The 18804-nt window shown below is 29.1% G+C and carries 15 protein-coding genes; 6 read left to right on the top strand and 9 right to left on the bottom strand.

Going from position 1 to position 18804, the window contains the following annotated elements:
• Window positions 1-153: 153 nt before the first annotated feature.
• From ACTG47_RS14515 to ACTG47_RS14495, 5 genes are all read right to left on the bottom strand, one after another.
• Window positions 154-1488 carry a GntP family permease gene (locus ACTG47_RS14515; protein WP_479925076.1) on the bottom strand — a complete coding sequence of 445 codons (1335 nt, stop codon included), beginning with the start codon at window positions 1486-1488 and terminating at the stop codon, window positions 154-156.
• 61 nt (window positions 1489-1549) lie between these two features.
• Window positions 1550-2326 (bottom strand): 3-hydroxybutyrate dehydrogenase, encoded by a 777-nt coding sequence (locus ACTG47_RS14510; RefSeq protein WP_207716250.1) that lies wholly within the window; start codon window positions 2324-2326, stop codon window positions 1550-1552.
• 88 nt (window positions 2327-2414) lie between these two features.
• Complete coding sequence (locus tag ACTG47_RS14505) at window positions 2415-3080, bottom strand: 3-oxoacid CoA-transferase subunit B (protein WP_479925075.1); 666 nt, start codon at window positions 3078-3080, stop codon at window positions 2415-2417.
• A complete protein-coding gene (locus tag ACTG47_RS14500) occupies window positions 3080-3736 on the bottom strand; it encodes a CoA transferase subunit A (RefSeq protein ID WP_479925074.1) in 657 nt (218 codons plus the stop codon). Before ACTG47_RS14500 ends, ACTG47_RS14505 begins: the two co-directional genes overlap by 1 nt.
• Window positions 3737-3744: 8 nt before the next feature.
• The gene (locus tag ACTG47_RS14495; protein ID WP_479925073.1) at window positions 3745-4923 is read right to left on the bottom strand and encodes an acetyl-CoA C-acetyltransferase; all 1179 of its coding nucleotides are present in this window, start codon (window positions 4921-4923) and stop codon (window positions 3745-3747) included.
• Window positions 4924-5274: 351 nt separating this feature from the next.
• Here ACTG47_RS14495 and ACTG47_RS14490 point away from each other — a divergent pair, with 351 nt between their 5' ends.
• Window positions 5275-6177, top strand: a complete 903-nt coding sequence (locus ACTG47_RS14490; RefSeq protein WP_479925072.1) for a LysR family transcriptional regulator — start codon at window positions 5275-5277, stop codon at window positions 6175-6177.
• 221 nt (window positions 6178-6398) lie between these two features.
• On the opposite strand, the gene ACTG47_RS14485 is transcribed toward ACTG47_RS14490, so the two are convergent.
• The 3 genes from ACTG47_RS14485 to ACTG47_RS14475 all read right to left on the bottom strand — a co-directional run bounded on the left by ACTG47_RS14485 (window position 6399) and on the right by ACTG47_RS14475 (window position 9873).
• A complete protein-coding gene (locus ACTG47_RS14485; protein ID WP_479925071.1) occupies window positions 6399-7211 on the bottom strand; it encodes an ABC transporter permease in 813 nt (270 codons plus the stop codon).
• Between the two features lie 2 nt (window positions 7212-7213).
• Complete coding sequence (locus ACTG47_RS14480) at window positions 7214-8173, bottom strand: ABC transporter permease (protein WP_479925070.1); 960 nt, start codon at window positions 8171-8173, stop codon at window positions 7214-7216.
• Window positions 8174-8307: 134 nt separating this feature from the next.
• Window positions 8308-9873, bottom strand: a complete 1566-nt coding sequence (locus tag ACTG47_RS14475; protein WP_479925069.1) for an ABC transporter substrate-binding protein — start codon at window positions 9871-9873, stop codon at window positions 8308-8310.
• A 218-nt stretch (window positions 9874-10091) separates the two neighbouring features.
• On the opposite strand from ACTG47_RS14475, the gene ACTG47_RS14470 reads away from it, so the two are divergent.
• The 5 genes from ACTG47_RS14470 (at window position 10092) to ptsG (ending at window position 17700) form a co-directional block, all read left to right on the top strand.
• The gene (locus ACTG47_RS14470) at window positions 10092-11069 is read left to right on the top strand and encodes an ABC transporter ATP-binding protein (protein ID WP_479925068.1); all 978 of its coding nucleotides are present in this window, start codon (window positions 10092-10094) and stop codon (window positions 11067-11069) included.
• Entirely contained in the window at window positions 11070-12041 is a 972-nt protein-coding gene (locus ACTG47_RS14465) for an ABC transporter ATP-binding protein (RefSeq protein WP_479925067.1), read from the top strand.
• Between the two features lie 150 nt (window positions 12042-12191).
• Window positions 12192-14234: a cation:proton antiporter gene (locus tag ACTG47_RS14460; RefSeq protein ID WP_479925066.1), complete on the top strand. Its 2043-nt coding sequence runs from the start codon at window positions 12192-12194 to the stop codon at window positions 14232-14234.
• Window positions 14235-14498: 264 nt separating this feature from the next.
• Window positions 14499-15341 (top strand): BglG family transcription antiterminator LicT, encoded by an 843-nt coding sequence (gene licT / locus ACTG47_RS14455; RefSeq protein ID WP_479925065.1) that lies wholly within the window; start codon window positions 14499-14501, stop codon window positions 15339-15341.
• Between the two features lie 280 nt (window positions 15342-15621).
• Window positions 15622-17700, top strand: coding sequence for a glucose-specific PTS transporter subunit IIBC (ptsG, locus tag ACTG47_RS14450; RefSeq protein WP_479925064.1), 2079 nt, complete (start codon window positions 15622-15624; stop codon window positions 17698-17700).
• Window positions 17701-17862: 162 nt separating this feature from the next.
• Here the strand turns inward: ptsG and ACTG47_RS14445 are convergent, their stop codons facing one another.
• On the bottom strand, window positions 17863-18732 hold the full coding sequence (locus ACTG47_RS14445) for an AraC family transcriptional regulator (protein ID WP_479925063.1): 870 nt from the start codon (window positions 18730-18732) through the stop codon (window positions 17863-17865).
• Window positions 18733-18804: the final 72 nt, after the last annotated feature.

The raw sequence follows: 18804 nt of genomic DNA, 5'->3' as shown, positions 1-18804 counted from the left end.
GTTACGAAAAAAAAATTATATAGTTATTGAAATTTATTCAATATACGTTTTAGTGCCAATAATAAATTAGTCTTATTGAAATCTTTGAAAAATAAGAAAGCCATCTATTGGAATAGATGACTTTTTATATAGTAAATTATAATATATTTTAGTTTAATACATTAGTAATCCTAATGTAATTACAATAATTTCTGCTATTAATGAGCCAACTGCGACTACAATGAAAGTTTCTTTAAATCCAGTTTTATGTGTTAACTTAGATAAACTTAAGAAAGTAAGAAAAACACCACTTTGTGGAACTATAGTCAATATATTTGACGCTATTGTAGCAACACGGTGGATTAACTCTGGGTTCAGACCAGTGCTTAAATAATAATCTGCAAAGTTTGGCATTACTATTCCTAATGCACCAGAAGATGAACCTGTTATTGCTGACATTGTTGAAGTTAATACAGTAAGACTTATAAGTGGACTTCCAGGTATTGACATAATAAGTTTGCTGAATACATTAAAACCTGGTGCAGTCATTATTACTGCTCCAAATGCAACAGCAGAAGATGTAGCAAATATAGGTCCAATAGAACCACTAGCTCCTATACTCAATGTCTGTATCTTGGATGATAAAAATTTACGGAATAAAAAGGCAGATAGAATAATTGCAACTATTAAAGCTATGTAAATTACATTTTTTTTCAAAAACTCTGAACCAAAAGTACTTCCAACTATTGCTATAATTACAAGTGCTAATAGAGGAAAGATACTTGCAAAAAATCCTGGTAATTCTCTATCTATAGATTCTTCTTCTGATTCCGAAGTGTAAGTTGCATAAGTTTCACCATTTTTAATACTTTTGTTCAGAGCGTATTTCATGTAGACAAGTCCAAATATAGCACAACCTATACTTCCAGCAATACTTGGTATAATAGCTGCAGTAAGAGAAGTATTTAGATATTGAATAGGAATAACATTTTGAATGGCTGGTGTTCCAGGAATCATAGTCATAGTAATTGTCGCAATTCCAAGCCAAAGAGGTATTTGAATGAGGTTCCAAGAAATATCAAGTTTTTTAAATAGAGTTCTTGCAAGTGGAATGACTGCAAACATAACTACAAATAAACTTATACCACCATATGTCAATATAAAGCTTACTATAAATATAGCAACTAGTACTCTATAAGGATGTTTAGAGCCAAATTTATTTAAAATAAAATCTGCTATAGATACAGTGGCCCCACTTTCTTCCATAAATTTAGCAAGTATTGAGCCTAACAAGAATATTGCAAAATAGCTCATTATATAATTTCCAAGTGCTCCCATGTAATTGTTTTTGCCAGCACCTAGCATCGATGTTACAACATCCATTTTATTTAAAAGAACAACTATTAAGGTTGCTATTGGAGCAGCTATAGTTATATGAATTTCTTTAACTGAAAAATATATAATAGCTATTATACCAATAATTATACCAATTGGTGCGATGATACTCATAAATATCCCTCCTTAGTAGAAGGACTTGAAGAATAGTTTCTTCAAGCCCTAAATATAATAACTACTGTGCAGTATATCCTCCATCTAGTAGGCAAGCTTGTCCTGTAATTCCTTTAGCTTTATCACTTGCTAAGAACATAGCATAATCTGCAATTTCTTGAACATCTAATAGACGTTTTTGTGGTACAAGTGGATATAAAACTTCTTCCAATACATTTTCTAATGGTATATTACGAGTTTTTGAAAGGTCATTAAACTGACCTCTAACAAGCGGAGTGTCTACATATCCAGGGCATAAAGCATTAACTGTTATACCAGAATCAGCAGCTTCAAGGGCAGCAACTTTTGTCAATCCTATAAGTCCATGTTTTGCTGAGTTATAAGCAGCTTTACCAGCAAATCCTATTACACCGTTGATAGAAGCCATATTTATTATACGACCAAAGCCTTGTTTTTTCATTATAGGGAATACTTTTTTAGTAGCTATAAAAGGTGCTGTTAGCATTATTTTTATCATAAATTCAAATTTATCTGTTGGGAAATCTTCTATCATAGAAACATGTTGAAGTCCAGCATTATTTATTAATATGTCTAATCTACCGTACTTTTCAACAGTTTTGTCTATAGCTTGGTTAATTTCTTCTTCTTTAGTTACATCACACTTTACATTCATACAATCATAGCCTTCTTTTTGTAGCTCTGTTGTGACCTTGTCTAAAGCTTCTTGATTTATATCAGAAAACATTACTTTAGCACCACTTTTTAAAAATGATTCAGCTATTTGTTTACCTATTCCGCTTGCAGCTCCTGTTACGAATACAACTTTGTCTTTAACCATTTTCATTTCCTCCAATTTTCTTTTATTTTTATATTAATATTTTGAATAATATAAATTTGCATCTAATACATTTTTATTTTTAATTACTTTAAACAACTGATATGTTTCCCTCTAATGAGTCTGATAATATTAAAGGTGCTTCAGTAGCGGAAATAACATCATCTAATGTAAAAGCAGGATTTATTTCCTTAAGCAAAATCCCATCTGATGTAATCTCCATAACTCCCATTTCGGTAACTATCAAATCTACAGCATTGGTTGCAGTAAGTGGAAGAGTGCAATTATTTAATATTTTTGCAGAACCTTTTGAAGTATGTTCCATTGCTACAATAACTTTCTTAGCACCAGTTACTAGGTCCATAGCTCCACCCATACCTGGAACCATCTTGCCTGGAATCATATAGTTTGCTATATTGCCATATTTATCAACTTGAAGTGCACCAAGAACTGTTATATCTACATGGCCTCCTCTAATTATTCCAAAAGATGTAGCACTATCAAAGAAACATCCGCCAGGAAGTATCGCAACTGGCTGTCCACCAGCATTTACAATAGTTTCATCACTTAAATTACTGTCTTCAGCTACTCCTAAACCTAGAAAACCATTCTCAGATTGCAAGATAATGTTTACATCATCTGGAATATAATTTGCTACTTTAGTTGGTAGACCTATGCCAAGGTTTACAACAGCTCCATCTTTTAATTCCTTAGAAACTCTATTTGCAATATATTCTTGTATTTCTAATTTATCCATTATAAATTACCTCCTTCAACGATGTAATTCACAAAAATACCTGGTGTAGTAACTTCATTTGGGTCAATATCACCAATTTCAACGATTTCATCTACTTCAACTACTGTAATTTTGGCAGCTGAGGCCATTAAATTATTAAAATTGTTCATAGAACCCTTATAAACTAGATTTCCTGCCTTATCAACCTTTGATGCAAATAGAAGAGCGACATCTGCATGAATTGGTTTTTCAAGAAGGTATTCTTTATCATCTACTACAATTTTTTGTTTTCCTTCTTCAACAAGAGTACCAATACCAGTAGGTGTTAATATACCTCCCAAACCATAACCAGCTGAACGTATTTGTTCAGCGAGAGTTCCTTGAGGAACCAACTCAACATCTGTTTCATTATTGTTCATTTGTCTACCTGTTTCTTTATTTAATCCTATATGGGAAGCAATTATCTTTTTGAATTGTTTGTTTACAACCATTTTTCCAACGCCTTTGTCAATAAAGCCAGTATCATTACAAATTAATGTTAAATCTTTTATATTTTTATTACATAAATAATCAATCAAATTTTCTGGTGAACCATTAGCCATGAATCCACCAACCATTATTGTATCTCCATCTTTTACATGAGATAGAGCCTCATTGATGCTAACTATTTTATTCATATTTCCTCCTATCGTGAAACCACCATTGATATTCCTTGACCACCACCGATACAAAGTGTTGCAAGACCAGTTTTAGCTTTACGTTTTTGCATTTCATAAAGTAGGGTAACAAGTATTCTAGCACCACTTGCACCTATTGGATGTCCTAATGCTATTGCACCACCATTAACATTTAATTTCGAAGAATCTATTTGAAGTTCATTTTTAACAGCTAGTGCTTGAGCAGCGAATGCTTCGTTTGCTTCTATTAAGTCAATATCATTAATATTAAGTCCAGCCTTTTCTAGTGCTTTCCTAGTTGCAGGGATTGGACCAGTCCCCATTATTTCAGGTTCAACACCAGCTGATGCATATGATTTTATTTTAGCAAGTGGTTTAATTCCTAGCTCATCTGCTTTTTGTTGACTCATTAATATCAACATAGCTGCACCATCATTAATACCTGAGGCATTTCCAGCTGTTACAGTACCATCTTTTTTGAAGGCAGGATTAAGTTTGGATAAACCTTCAAGTGTTATACCTAACTTAGGATATTCATCTGTATCAATAGTCTCTACTTTACCATGGCGTACTAAAATATCTACTGGAACGATTTCATCTTTAAAACGATTGTTTTTTATAGCTTTCTCAGCTTTGTTCTGACTTTCTAATGCTAGTTTATCTTGCATTTCTCTAGTAAATTCAAATTTAGTGGCAATATTTTCGGCAGTTATCCCCATATGGTACTGATTGAAAGTATCAATAAGACCATCAGTTAGCATACTATCTACCATAGTTGTATTGCCCATCTTACTACCAAAGCGAGCAGTTGGAACAATATAAGGAGCTTGACTCATATTTTCAGTACCACCTGCAATGACTACATCATTTTCTCCAGATGTGATTGATTGAGCAGCTAACTGAACACTTTTAAGTCCTGAGCCACATAATTTATTTACTGTATAACTTGGGATAGAATTTGGTATACCTGCGTTTATAGCAATTTGTCTAGAAACATTTTGTCCAAGTCCCGCTTGTAATACATTTCCAATTATTACTTCATCTATTTCAGATAAATTAAGACCTATACGTGATATCGCTCCTTTAATAGCGGAGGTTCCAAGTTGAACAGCAGAAGTATTTTTAAATACTCCTCCAAAACTTCCTATAGGTGTTCTGACTGCTGATACGATTACTACATCTTTCATGTTTAATAGCTACCTTTCTTGAATGATAATTAAAAATTTTCTGAATAAACAAAATATAGAAAACTATAATAAAGTACTTTTAATACAAGCTTGCTTTTAAGTATTTTAATTATTTTTATTTCTAATGCTTTAGGTTTTCCTGTTTCTAATTATAGATTACGGCGAAAAAAGTGTTTTGTCTAAGTCTAATTTTTTATATAGTGTATAAGAAAAATTTATAGGACAAAAATTTATATCATATTTAGAAAAATATTTTGTTAAAATATTAATGAAATTATGTTGATTTTCCTATAGAATATTACTATAAGAAAAACATAATCTAAACTATACTTTTGAGAAAGGTGGTTTAAAATGGATATAAAACAATTAAAATATTTTGTTGAGATAGTGAAATCTGGTTTTAATTTATCAATAGCATCTAAGACACTTCACATATCTCAACCAGCACTAAGTCAAATCATTAAAAATTTTGAAGAGAGTGAAGATGTATACTTATTTGAGAGGTACAAAGGCAGGTTAAATGGATTAACGCCAGCAGGAGAAAGATTTTATGTAAATGCAGAACATATTATAAATGAATACAAAAACATGATGGAAGATTTAAGGGAAGATTCAGTTCAATTTAAAGGTAAAGTTAGAATAGGAATACCTCCACTTATACTTGGAATAGCCTTTTCAGATGTAGTTGCACAATTAGTTGCAAACAATCCAGATATAGAATTTGATATAGTAGAGAAGGGGGCATATGATTTAAGTAGAATGCTTATCTTACAAGAATTAGATTATGCAGTATTGTTACATCCACATAAAATTGATAAAAGTGTAGTAACTGAACATGTGCTTCAAGAAGATGAACTTACAGCTTTTTTAAATGTAAATCATCCACTTGCTAAAAAAAATAAGATAGACTGGAATGATTTGAATGAGCAGTTGCTTGCAATATTTAATCCTACTTTTATGATACATCATAAGTTAATGCAAAAATTTACAGATGAAAACGTCAAATTAAAAAGATATATTATGTCTGGTTCATGGGATTTTTTATTGTTATCAACTACAAACTCTGACTTTATAACCATTCTACCATCACCAGTCCATGATTTCTTTGAGAATAGTAAAATTATAGAAAGACCATTTAATCATCCCATTACATGGAAAGTTGTATTATGCAGACCTAAGAAAGAACGCTATAGTCATGTAGATGAACATGTATTTAAATTTATTATAGATTTCTTTAGTAAAAAGAATTCATAAATTGTTATTAAAATAACAAATAAAAGTAAATAAATTTTTTGAAATTACAATAAACTATTAGTTTTTTCTCTATATATTTTATAGATAGTAATAGGTTTTACATATGTATTAAATTAGTATTAGAAATTATAATGTACAAAATATGTTTTCTAAAAATAAAAAATAAAAACAGTGAGTATCTGCAGATAGTCACTGTTTTTATTTTTCTATACAAAAAATAATTAAGTATTACTAGAAAACTTTTTGCTTATTATAGTTAAGCTCATAACTGTTAAAAATATAAGTAGACCTGGAAATACAGCTAAATATAACTTATCAAAAATATGTCTTTGAGCATCTTGAAGCATATTACCCCATGATGCAAGAGGTAATTGTATTCCAAGACCTAAAAAACTAAGAGCAGATTCAGTTAAGATAGCATTAGCAATATTTAATGAGCCTGCAACTACGATAGTCTCTTTTAAGTTCAAAACGATGTGTCTTAATAGTATATTTCTAGTTTTAATGCCTGTAGCTTTAGCAGCTATGCAGTATTCATTTTCCTTTATTTTTAATGTTTCTCCACGAACGATTCTTGAGACTTCCATCCAACTTAAAAATCCAATAATTAGTATAATAGTGGAAACTTTAGGTGTTAGATAAGTGTTTAGCACAATTAAAACTAAGAAGCTTGGGATGCTCATAAGCATATCTACTATTCTCATTAAGAATTGGTCTAACTTGCCACCAATATAGCCACTAATAACACCTACAGCAGTACCAAATACTATAGAAATAATCATTGATAAAATACCAACACTAAGTGAAATTCTTCCGCCATAAAGAGCTCTGGAGAAATAATCTCTACCCAGTTCATCTGTACCGAAAATATGCTTTAAACTAGGTTCTTGAAGTTTAGAAGTAGTGTCAATTGCATTAGAATCTATATTTAATATGAAAGAGGCTATGATTGATATGATTATTATACTAAGAGTAATGCATGCAAAAGCAAAAGCCTTGTCTTTTTTTAATTCTTTTAGAATATTCGTAAACATAATCAGAAGCCTCCCTTACTAGATTTAATTTTGGGGTCAATTAATAGGTATAATATATCAGCTACTAAATTACCTAAAATTAAAAAGAGTGCTGATAACATAGTTATTGCCATAATTATGGTATAATCTCTTGAAAAAATTGAATCAATCATTAACCTACCCATGCCTGGCCAAGAGAAAACTACTTCTGTAACAAATGCACCAGTAACTAGTTTTTGTATACTCATGCCAAGAATTGTAACTAATGATGTCAGTGAATTTTTCAAGACATGTTTAAAGAGTATGATTTTTTCTGATAATCCTTTTGCTCTTGCTGTAACAACATACTGTTTTTTTAATTGTTCACTTACACTAGCCTCTACATAGTTTGTAAAAATAGCTGTATTATATAAACCTAAAGTTATTACAGGGAGCACTAAATGTTTTACTAAATCTCCAAGACTATCATTTCCAATAGTATGCATACCTCCTGATGGAAAAATATTAAACTTAACTGAAAAAATTGAAATGAGTATCATACCTATCCAAAAAGAAGGAATAGAAACACCTATATAATTAAAAATAGATGATATTTTACTAGTTATTGAATTTTTATTTACAGCTAAAAATATTCCGAGAGGTATAGCTACTAATATTGAAAATATTAAAGAAGTTCCCATAAGAATAAATGTATTTCCCATCTTCTCCATAATTTGTTCTGTAACAGGCATATGGTTTATATAAGAAATACCTAGATTTCCACTTAAAGTGTTTTTTAACCAACTTAGGTATCTTATGTATACTGGCTTATCAAGTCCCATGTTAACTCTTATATTTTCAATATCTTGTGCAGACATTAAAGGATTTATATATGCATCTGCTGGGTCACCAGGAGCTAATTCTAAAAGTCCAAATGATAATATAGATATTAAGATTAACATAGGTATTAAAACTTTTACTCTATTTAATATTAATTTCAACATAAATGAATTCTCCTAATTAAAGGAGATGTCTCATTTTATAATAATAAAACAATGCAATGGACACTAAGTTCAAAGTTGCCATATTATTTTTAGACATCTCCCTTTTTAATTAATAATATAAAATTTTACATAAATTATTCTACATATACTTTAGACCAGTCTTCAAATAATATTGCAGGAGATGGTTTAGCATCTTCTATTCCTTTTAAATTTTTTTGAGCTGCCATTAAATTCTGTTCATAATCTATAGTGTAAATAGGTGCATCTTTAGATATATCCTGTTGTATCTGTTTGTATATTTCTTTACGTTTTTCTTTGTCTAATTCAGTAAATCCTTTTTCCCATAAAGCATCTATCTCAGTATTAGAATATTTAGTTTGGTTACAATATTGGCCAGTTTCAAACATACCTCTATATGGATTTGGTTCTAATCCCCAAGCATATCCATTTACATACATATCACATTCAGTACCATTACTAAATAATATATTGAAGAAAGCTTTACTTTCATAAGGAACTATTTCAGCTTCTATACCAATTTTTTTCAACTCTTGTTGAGCTACTAAAGCATAGTTTTTATGCCCAAATCTACCTGTGTTATAACCTATTTTTAATTTATCAATTTTTACACCACTCTTAGCTAATAAGTCTTTAGCTTTATTTGTATCTTGGTTATATCCTTCAACACCTTCTTCAGTGTAGAAGTCTGCTTCTGGAACTAATATAGATTTAGCAGGTACAGAACCTTCTTTTCCATATGCTGATTCTATCATTTCATTTCTATTCAAGGCATATGATAATGCTTGTCTTACTTCTTTATTAGCCATATTAGCTATATTTTGGTTAAATACAATATAGTTTAGTCTTTCTTCACTATAAGTATAAGTTTGTAAGTTTGAATTTGATTTTGCTTTTTCATATCCTTCAGCAGATGTCTTCATAAGCGAAATTTCACCATTATTTAAAGCTGCTTCTTGAGATGCTTCATTAGGTATTATTTTTAATGCTATAGAGTCTGCCTTAGGTTCTCCACCAAAATAATCTGTATTTTTTTCAAATACTATGCTTTCACCTTTTTTCCATTCTTTGAATTTGAATGCCCCAGAACCAACTGGATTATTATTTTTTTCTGATTTAGCTATATTTGCTTCTCCTTCAAATACATGTTTAGGTATTGGAGCTATTTTAGATATACCATACAAGAAAGATTCACTTGCAGTTGGCAAGGTGATTTTAACAGTTAAATCATCAACCTTTTCTACTTTAACTGGTTTTTCGCCTATCAATAAGTATTGTCTTGATGGTGAATTTTGTTTTTCGTCTAAAACTGTATTAAATGTAAATAAAACATCTTCAGCAGTTATTGATTTTCCATCATGCCATTTTAAGTTAGATTTTAATTTTATAGTTAATTCTTTACTATCTTTAAAATCTACTTTTTCTGCTAGATAATTTACTAGAGTTCCTTTTTCATAAGTATAAAGAGGAGCATAAACTATATTTGATGCCAGAGAATCTTCTTTAACATTTGCAAAAGCTCCATTGATTATATCAGGGTCACTTGCCATAGGAATTACAACAGTTCCACCCGATTTACTTTCTCCTCCACTAGATTTGTCTTTATCATTAGAACTACAAGCTGTGAATGTAAGCATTAATGCCGAAACTAAGATTAATGATGCCAATTTTTTGAATTTCATATTCTTATAAAACCTCCATAAAATAATATTTGACGCACATTTTTTATTGTATAATAAGAATCATTATTAAATCAATACATATAGAAATTAACTATCATGCTGGCTTTATTAATAGAAAAAAAGAATAAAATGTAAGAAAATGTTGTAATTTAAAATTTTATAAAATACAATCAGAAAGTGTATGTTATTTTAAGCAATTTTGCTGAAAGGAGAAAATAATGAATAAAACACTAGTTGAGGTTAAAGATTTAAAAGTTTATTTTCATACAGATAAAGGGATTGTAAAGAGTGTAAATGGAGTAAGTTTTAATATAAATGAAGGTGAAACTATTGGAATAGTTGGAGAATCAGGATGTGGTAAATCTGTAACAGCTATGTCTTTGATGAAGCTACTTCCAACATCAAAAATAGAAGGTGGAGAAATAATATTTCAAGGGAAAGACATTTTAAAGATGAATGAAAATGAACTTATGAGAATAAGAGGAAATGAAATATCAATGATTTTTCAAGAGCCAATGACATCTTTAAATCCAGCATTTACTGTTGGGAATCAAATCATTGAAGGAATTCTGTTGCATCAGGACTTATCAAAAGAAGAGGCCAAAAAAAAGGTAATAGACATGATAAAGCTAGTAGAGATACCAAGAGCTGAAGAAATATATAATTCATACCCACATGAGTTATCAGGTGGTATGAGACAGAGAATAATGATAGCTATGGCTTTATCCTGTAATCCAAAATTACTTATAGCTGATGAACCAACAACCGCTTTAGATGTTACCATACAAGCTCAGGTTTTAGATATAATGAAAAATGTAAAAGAAAAATTAAACACATCGATAATGATGATTACTCATGATTTAGGGGTAGTTGCAGAAATGTGTGATAAAGTAATAGTAATGTATGCGGGTAAAGTTATAGAAGTAGCAGAGGTTGTTGAATTATTTAAAAATCCAAAACATCCTTATACTATTGGACTTTTAAAGTCAAAACCTATTCTTGGAGAAAACAAAGAAAAAAGATTGTATTCAATTCCAGGACAAGTACCAAATCCAATTGGAATACCAGATTCATGTTACTTTAGTGATAGATGTGAAAAAGTATGTGATAAATGTAGGACTCAGATACCTCCTTTAATAGAATTGAATAATGGTCATAGTACTGCATGTTGGTTATATAAACAGGAGGAGATATAAATGAAAAAAGAAGAAAGTTTATTAAGAGTAGAAGGTCTTAAAAAGTATTTTGAAGTTAAATCTGGATTGTTTAATAAGGAAGCTAAATATGTAAAGGCAGTAGATGGAATTTCTTTCGATTTAAAAAAAGGAGAAACTTTAGCTATAGTTGGAGAATCAGGATGTGGAAAATCAACTGCTGGAAGAACAATTCTTAGATTGATTGAAAAAACTGAAGGTAAAGTTGAATTTAATGGTATAGATATATATAAGTTAGAGAAGGAAGAACTTAGAAGATTAAGACCCAAAATGCAAATGATATTTCAAGACCCATATAGCTCATTAAACCCAAGATTAAATGTAGAGCAAATAATATCTGAAGCAGTTATAGAACATAATTTAGTACCAAAGAATGAAATAAAAGATAATATATTAAATGTTGTAGAGAATTGTGGTCTTTCTAAGTACCATTTAAACAGAAAACCAGGTGAGTTTTCTGGAGGTCAAAGACAGAGAATAGGAATAGCAAGAGCGTTAGCATTAAATCCAGAATTTATAGTCTGTGATGAACCTGTTTCTGCACTAGATGTTTCTATCCAATCTCAAATTATAAATTTGCTTATGGATTTACAGGATAAATATAAACTTTCATATTTATTTATATCTCATGATTTAAGTGTAGTAAATCATATTGCACATAGAGTCTGTGTAATGTATCTAGGTTCTATAATAGAAATTGCAACTAAAGAAGAACTTTACTTGCATTCTCAACATCCATATACAAAAGCACTTATGAGTGCAGTACCAATACAAGACCCTACAATTAAGAAAAATAGAATTATATTAAAAGGGGATATACCATCTCCAACAAACCCACCAAGTGGATGTAAGTTTCATACAAGATGTCCTTATTGTAAAGAAATATGTAAAACAGAAGTTCCAGTTTTGAAAGAAATATCAAGTAATCATTTTGTTGCATGCCATCTAGTATAGATATTTTCAAAATTAAGTTTGAGAGATATAATAAGGTTAATAGAATAAATTGAAAATTTTTTTATGCAGATAAAATTATGCTCTATTAATATTAAGTTAGTTGATATATAAGTTTAATCTATAATGTAATTATTGAAAAGAGGGGTAGGCATGTCAATTTTAGTAACATTATTAGGGTTATTGGTTTGTACGACAATTTCAACTGTACTTAGTAAAAAATGGAACAATATTCCTCTTGCAATATATCAAATTGTATTGGGTGTAATATTGTCTATTTTGCCATTTAAATTTTCATTTTCATTTAATCCAGAGATATTTGTAATATGTATAATAGCTCCCTTATTATTTAGTGAAGGGCAAAATGTGTCGAGAAAAGAGTTGTTGGAACTTAGAAAACCAATTTTACTTCTTGCATTTGGACTAGTTCTTACAACCGTATTTGCAGGTGGAATTTTTATACATTTCCTTATTCCTGAGATGCCTATGTCAGTTTCATTTGCTTTAGCAGCAGTAATATCTCCAACTGATTTAGTGGCAGTAAAATCAATCACGCAGGGATTGGATTTTCCTAAAAATATGATGAATATACTTGAAGGTGAATCTCTATTAAATGACGCTGCTGGAGTAGTAGCATTTAAAGTAGCAGTACTTGCCACAGTTACAGGAGCATTTTCAATAAAAGAAGCAGGCATTCAATTTATAATTACTGCTTTTGGAGGAATAATATTAGGAAGTCTCTTAGGATACATAATTATAAAAATAAGACTTAGTTTACATAAGTGGAATCTGGAAGAAATTCCAATGGTAATAGTTATACAAATAATGACTCCACTTTTTGTGTATTTTGTGGCAGAAGAAGTGGGTGTATCTGGAATACTAGCTGTTGTAATGGCAGGAATAGCTCATGGAATTGAAAAAGAACATTTACAAAATACAACTACTAAACTAAGGATAATATCAGACAATACATGGTATGTTTTAGAGTATGTATTGAATGGGTTTGTATTTACATTACTTGGTTTTTTATTACCAAGTATATATATAGGACTTAGTACTAAAAATGAAAATATGGCATTGAAATTGACTTTTATTGCTGTTTTAATTGTACTTATTTTATTTTTAATAAGATTTATATGTGTATATTTGTGGCAGGATTCTTTTATAAAGACTAAAAAGAATCCATTAAATAATTTCTTTATAGGATTTTTAGGTTTTAAGAATGAAGAAGTTGTAAAAGACAGTATTTCTAGATGTAAATACTCATTAATAGTTGCCACTTGTGGTGTTCATGGTACATTTACACTAGCAACTGCACTGTCCATACCATTTTATCTAGCTAATAAAGATATATTTCCGATGAGGGATACAGTTTTATTTATATCATCAGAAGTTATTCTTATAAGTTTAATACTGGCCACAATTTTATTGCCAAGATTATTAAAAAATAATATACAAGAATCAGAACATTTACTATCTGATAAAGAAGCGTATCAACTAATTTTGAAAGAAGCTATTTTAAAACTTAGCAATGAAAAAGTACAAGAAGTACAACCAGTTATACATGATTTAAATGAACAGTTAGTAGACTCTGAAAAAGGAATATTAAATACTCCAGATAACAAACTTATAAGTATGATGATTGCACAAGCAGACCATCAAGGTTTGTTGGCTGTTCAGAAACTATTAGAAGATGGAAAAATTTCTGACAGAGCATTTAAATTGTATAGATTTTATATTACAAAATCAAGAAAATCTGTTCAGAAATCTATATTTAAGATTGCAAGGTTAAAAATAAGTATGTGGATTATAGATAGAAAAGTAAAATTAGAACTAAAAGAAAAAATTACAAAAATAATATCCGAAAATAAAGAAATAATTAAAGAATTTCACCATGCATATGCACTTTCTACTAAAACTGCTATGTCTTATATAAATGAAAATACTGGTGAAAACAACAGACATGAGTCCTTAATAGTAATCAGATTTTATAATCGTTATTTGAATTGGCTGACTAGAAAGGTTCAAAATGATGAAAAATTTGAAGCGAAAGTAGAACACTACAGATTAATGGCAATCCAAAGTGAAAGAGATAGTGTTCAACAATTAGTTGAAACTAAACAAATATCAAGAGAAGTAGCTAAGGAATTATTGGAGAATATCCTTTATGATGAAATGATGATGATAGAATCATAAAAACAATGGAATATAGTGTGTGGTCTTTGACATTAAAATTAATCTGGAAAAATAGGAAATAGTTTTCAATAATTTGCTTGACAGATATATTTATTTATAATAGAACAAAACCATAAATTGAATACAATATTTATAAGCATTAACAAACTGGATTGTTACTGGAAATCAGGCAATACCTAAGTTAAGATATACAGGTGAATTGTATCTTAATTTAGGTGTTTTTTTATGAATAAGGGAATTTGTATTTTGGGAGAGATATTGATTATGATTATTCAACAAATTTATAATAATAATGTTGTATTGGTTCTAGATGAAAATATAAAAAAAGAATTGATATTAACAGGATGTGGAATTGGATTTCAGAGAAAGAAAGGTCAAGAAGTAGACAAAAGTAAAATTGAAAGAACTTTTATAATACAGGATGAAAATTTTGTAGATAAAATTGGAAAACTAGCAAGCCAGGTTGATGAGAAATTTTTTGAGATTAGCACAGATATAATTGCTTATGCAGAGGAAATTTTGAATACTGAACTTTATGAATATATTTATGTAGCACTTACTGACCATATTGCATTTGCAATTAAGAGATATAATGAAGATATAACCATAAAGAATGACTTACTACATGAAATAAAAAGAATACATAAAAAAGAATATGAGATTGGTAAATGGGCTGTAGATTATATAAATAAAGAATTTAATGTAGAATTTCCACTTGATGAAGCTGGTTTTATAGCTATGCATGTAGTAAATTCAAATTACAAAGGAAGTTCAAAGGAATCTCTATTAATTACTAAAATTGTAAAAGATATACTCAATATTATAAGATACTACTATAGAGTTGAATTCAAAGAAGATGATATAAATTATGATAGGCTTCTTACTCATCTGAAGTTTTTTGCAAATCGTTTGGTAAAAAGGGAAGAAATAAATGATGCAAGTAATGAAATTATAGATATAATAAAAATAAAGTATGAAAAAGATTATAACTGTGCATATAAAATAAAAACTCATGTAGAAAAGAATTACGATTACTATGTAAGCCAAGATGAATTACTGTATTTAACACTACATATCAAGAGAGTTATATCTGTATTGAATTCATAAAAAATAGCAATTTGATACAAAGTATATAGGTTTAATATATTATTTAAAATTTAATACAAAATAATAATTTTAAAACATTAAGGTTGTTACTGATGATGCAGGCAAGACTTAGGTTTATAAAAAAATTATAATAGTTTATTTTTAATTCTTAAATTAGGTTAATATAGTTCTATTTATATTAGCATAAGTTGTATTTTTGAATTAAGTGTACTAATGTAATTTTTTATAAACTTAAGTCTTTTTTATTTAAAAATATAAAATAATAAGGAGAGAAGAGTAAATGAAAAAAATATTTGGTATTTTACAAAAAGTAGGTAAATCTCTAATGTTACCAGTTGCACTACTTCCAGCAGCAGGTATATTACTTGGTGTAAGTAATGCTTTAGCAGGAGAAGCATTATTGGCTCATTTTCCGGCTTTAGCGAACCCTACATTTCAACTTATAATAAGTATAATGGAAAGTTCAGGTCAAATTATATTTAATAACTTACCACTTATATTTGCAGTTGGTGTAGCTGTAGGTTTGACTGAAGGAGAAGGTGTTGCAGCATTGGCAGCCATAGTAGGTTTTTTAATTCTTAATACATCTATGGGTGTTATGGCAGGAGTTACAGCAGATATGATAGATAATTCTATGTATGCAAATATTGTTGGAATACCAACCATTCAAACAGGAGTATTTGGTGGTATCATAATAGGCATAGTCGCTGCTTATCTTTACAAAAAGTTCTATAAAATTGAATTACCTCAATATTTAGGTTTTTTTGCAGGTAAAAGATTTGTTCCAATTGTTACTTCATTGGCAGCTATAGCGATAGGAATTGTATTGTCTTTCGTTTGGCCTCCAATACAAGAGGGATTACTTAGTTTCTCAAAAAATGTCATAGAGACAAATCAAACATTAGCAGCATTTATGGAAGGTTTTTTAGAAAGACTATTGATACCTTTTGGCTTACATCATGTTTTTCATAATCCGTTTTGGTATCAATTCGGCGAATATGTAAATAAAGCTGGTGAGCTTGTAATGGGTGACCAAAAGATATTCTTTGCTCAACTTAAAGATGGAGTAACTTTCACATCAGGTACATTTATGACAGGAGCATTTCCATTTATGATGTTTGGTCTTCCAGCAGCAGCTCTTGCTATGGTACATGAAGCAAAACCAGAAAAGAAAAAATTTGTAGCAGGTATAATGGCATCAGCAGCATTGACTTCTTTTTTAACAGGAATAACTGAACCAATAGAGTTTGCGTTTTTATTTGTCGCACCAGCATTATTTGCAGTACATTGTTTATTTTCAGGTTTATCATATGCAGTGATGCAATTATTAGGAGTTAAAATTGGTTTTACATTTTCAGGTGGATTAATAGATTTCTTATTATTTGGTGTACTTCCTAATAGAACTCCATGGTACTTGGCTATTTTAGTAGGTCTTGGGTTTGCAGTATTATACTATAGTGTATTTAGATTTATGATAAGAAAGTTTAACTTAAAGACACCAGGAAGGGAAGATGAGTCAGAAAATAATGTTGAGGTTATCGAAATGTCTAAAAATGAATTAGCATCAGAGATTTTGGTTGCTCTAGGAAATAAAGAAAATCTAAAAAGTTTAGATGCTTGTATAACAAGACTTAGATTAGTTGTAAATGATATAGATAAAGTAGATAAAGAAAAGCTAAAATCACTTGGAGCAGCAGGTGTTATGGTTATTGGTAATAATGTTCAAGCTATATTTGGACCAAAATCAGATGCAATAAAATCTGACATAAAAGATATAATAGAAGGAAAAATAAAAGTTGAAGACAAAAACGTTAAAAATACATATAAAGATAAAGTGAAAAAAAACAACACAGAAATCATCAACATGAAAGATACGTTATTAGAAGAAGAGATTTATTCCATTACAAATGGAGAGTTACTAGATATAGAAGATGTGCCAGACTCTGTATTTTCAAGTAAATTGATGGGTGATGGCTTTGCAATTAAATCTGATGATGGATTAATATACTCACCAGTTGATGGAACTATTGGAGTTGTATTTCCAACTAAACATGCAATAATAATAAAATCTAAAAAAAGTGGAGTAGAAATACTTATACATTTAGGCATAGAAACTGTAAATTTAGAAGGAAAGGGATTTGAAGTATTCGTAAATGTAGGGGATGAAGTCAAAGCAGGGGATAAGTTGGTGAAAATGGATTTAGAGTATGTTGAGAAAAATGGTCTATCAACAATAAGTCCTGTAGTATTTACGAATTTAGAACAAAATCAGAAACTAAGCATTAAAAAAGGAAGAATCACAGTAAAAGAAGAAAATCGTGTAAGTATCCTAAAGGATAATGTTGAAAAGATTGGATAGATACATAATATTCTAATTTACTTAATAATATATTTTAGCAGATAAAGACCACATAAGTTTATATCTTAACATAATTTGAAATACTAGCAAACATGAGATATTAGTAAGGTAAATATACTAATATCTCATGTATTCATTAAAATAAAATTTATAATAAATAATTTACTCATCTAAAAGAGTAATATCTAAAGGATTTTTATTGCTTATATAATTTTTAGGAGATACACCATAGTATTTTTTAAATGCTCTTACAAAACTAGAGTAATCATTGAATCCACATTTACTACAAACTTCACTCATAAGATTACCATTTATTATTAATGATTTTGCCAAAATTAATCTTTTTTGAACTATATAATTGTGTATGGATGTTCCAGTATAAGACTTAAATTTTCTCATAAGATAATATTTACTTATAAAAAACTCAGAGGATATACTATCTATTGAAAGCTTATTATCTATATTTGAATTTATATAGTTTAATATTTTTTTTATAGTGTCATCATAAAAAACATCTTCTGTTGATTCTATACTTTCGCTTTTTAAGAAAAGTCTATTTAAGAATATCATGAGTTGTATAAACAATGTATTTCTCAATAGTTCATTTCCAAATTCATTATTAGACTCAGAAATATTTATTTGCTCGATAAAAGTCTTAATGGATTGAATATCATGTATATTTAAACGTAATCTATTACATTTATTTTCTGTAGCTATTTTAAAACATTTTTCTAAGTCACTAGTAGTATCACTATTTTTTTTCATAAATTCTGGACTAATCCATATTGCAATTCTCTCGTAAAATACATCTGAATCTATAACTGGTTTATGGATTTCATCATTACTGATAAAAAGTATATCCCAAGGTTTTAGTTTATAAGGAATTCCTTCAACAAAATAAGTGACATTTCCATCTATAAATATAATTATCTTATTAAAATCATGATTATGGTATTCAAATTTTATATCTTTTTTATCTCTAATATTAAATATTTTGAAATTATCATTTAAGTACCCAATTTTTTTATCCATAGCTTTTGTATAAGACCTTTCTTGAGTTATGTTATAGAAAATTATAGAGCATTTTTTGCAATATTTCAAGCA

It is taken from the genome of Clostridioides sp. LIBA-6622, assembly GCF_056716095.1.
Note: the sequence above shows the minus strand (reverse complement) of the source record. Positions and strands in the feature narration are given on the sequence as shown.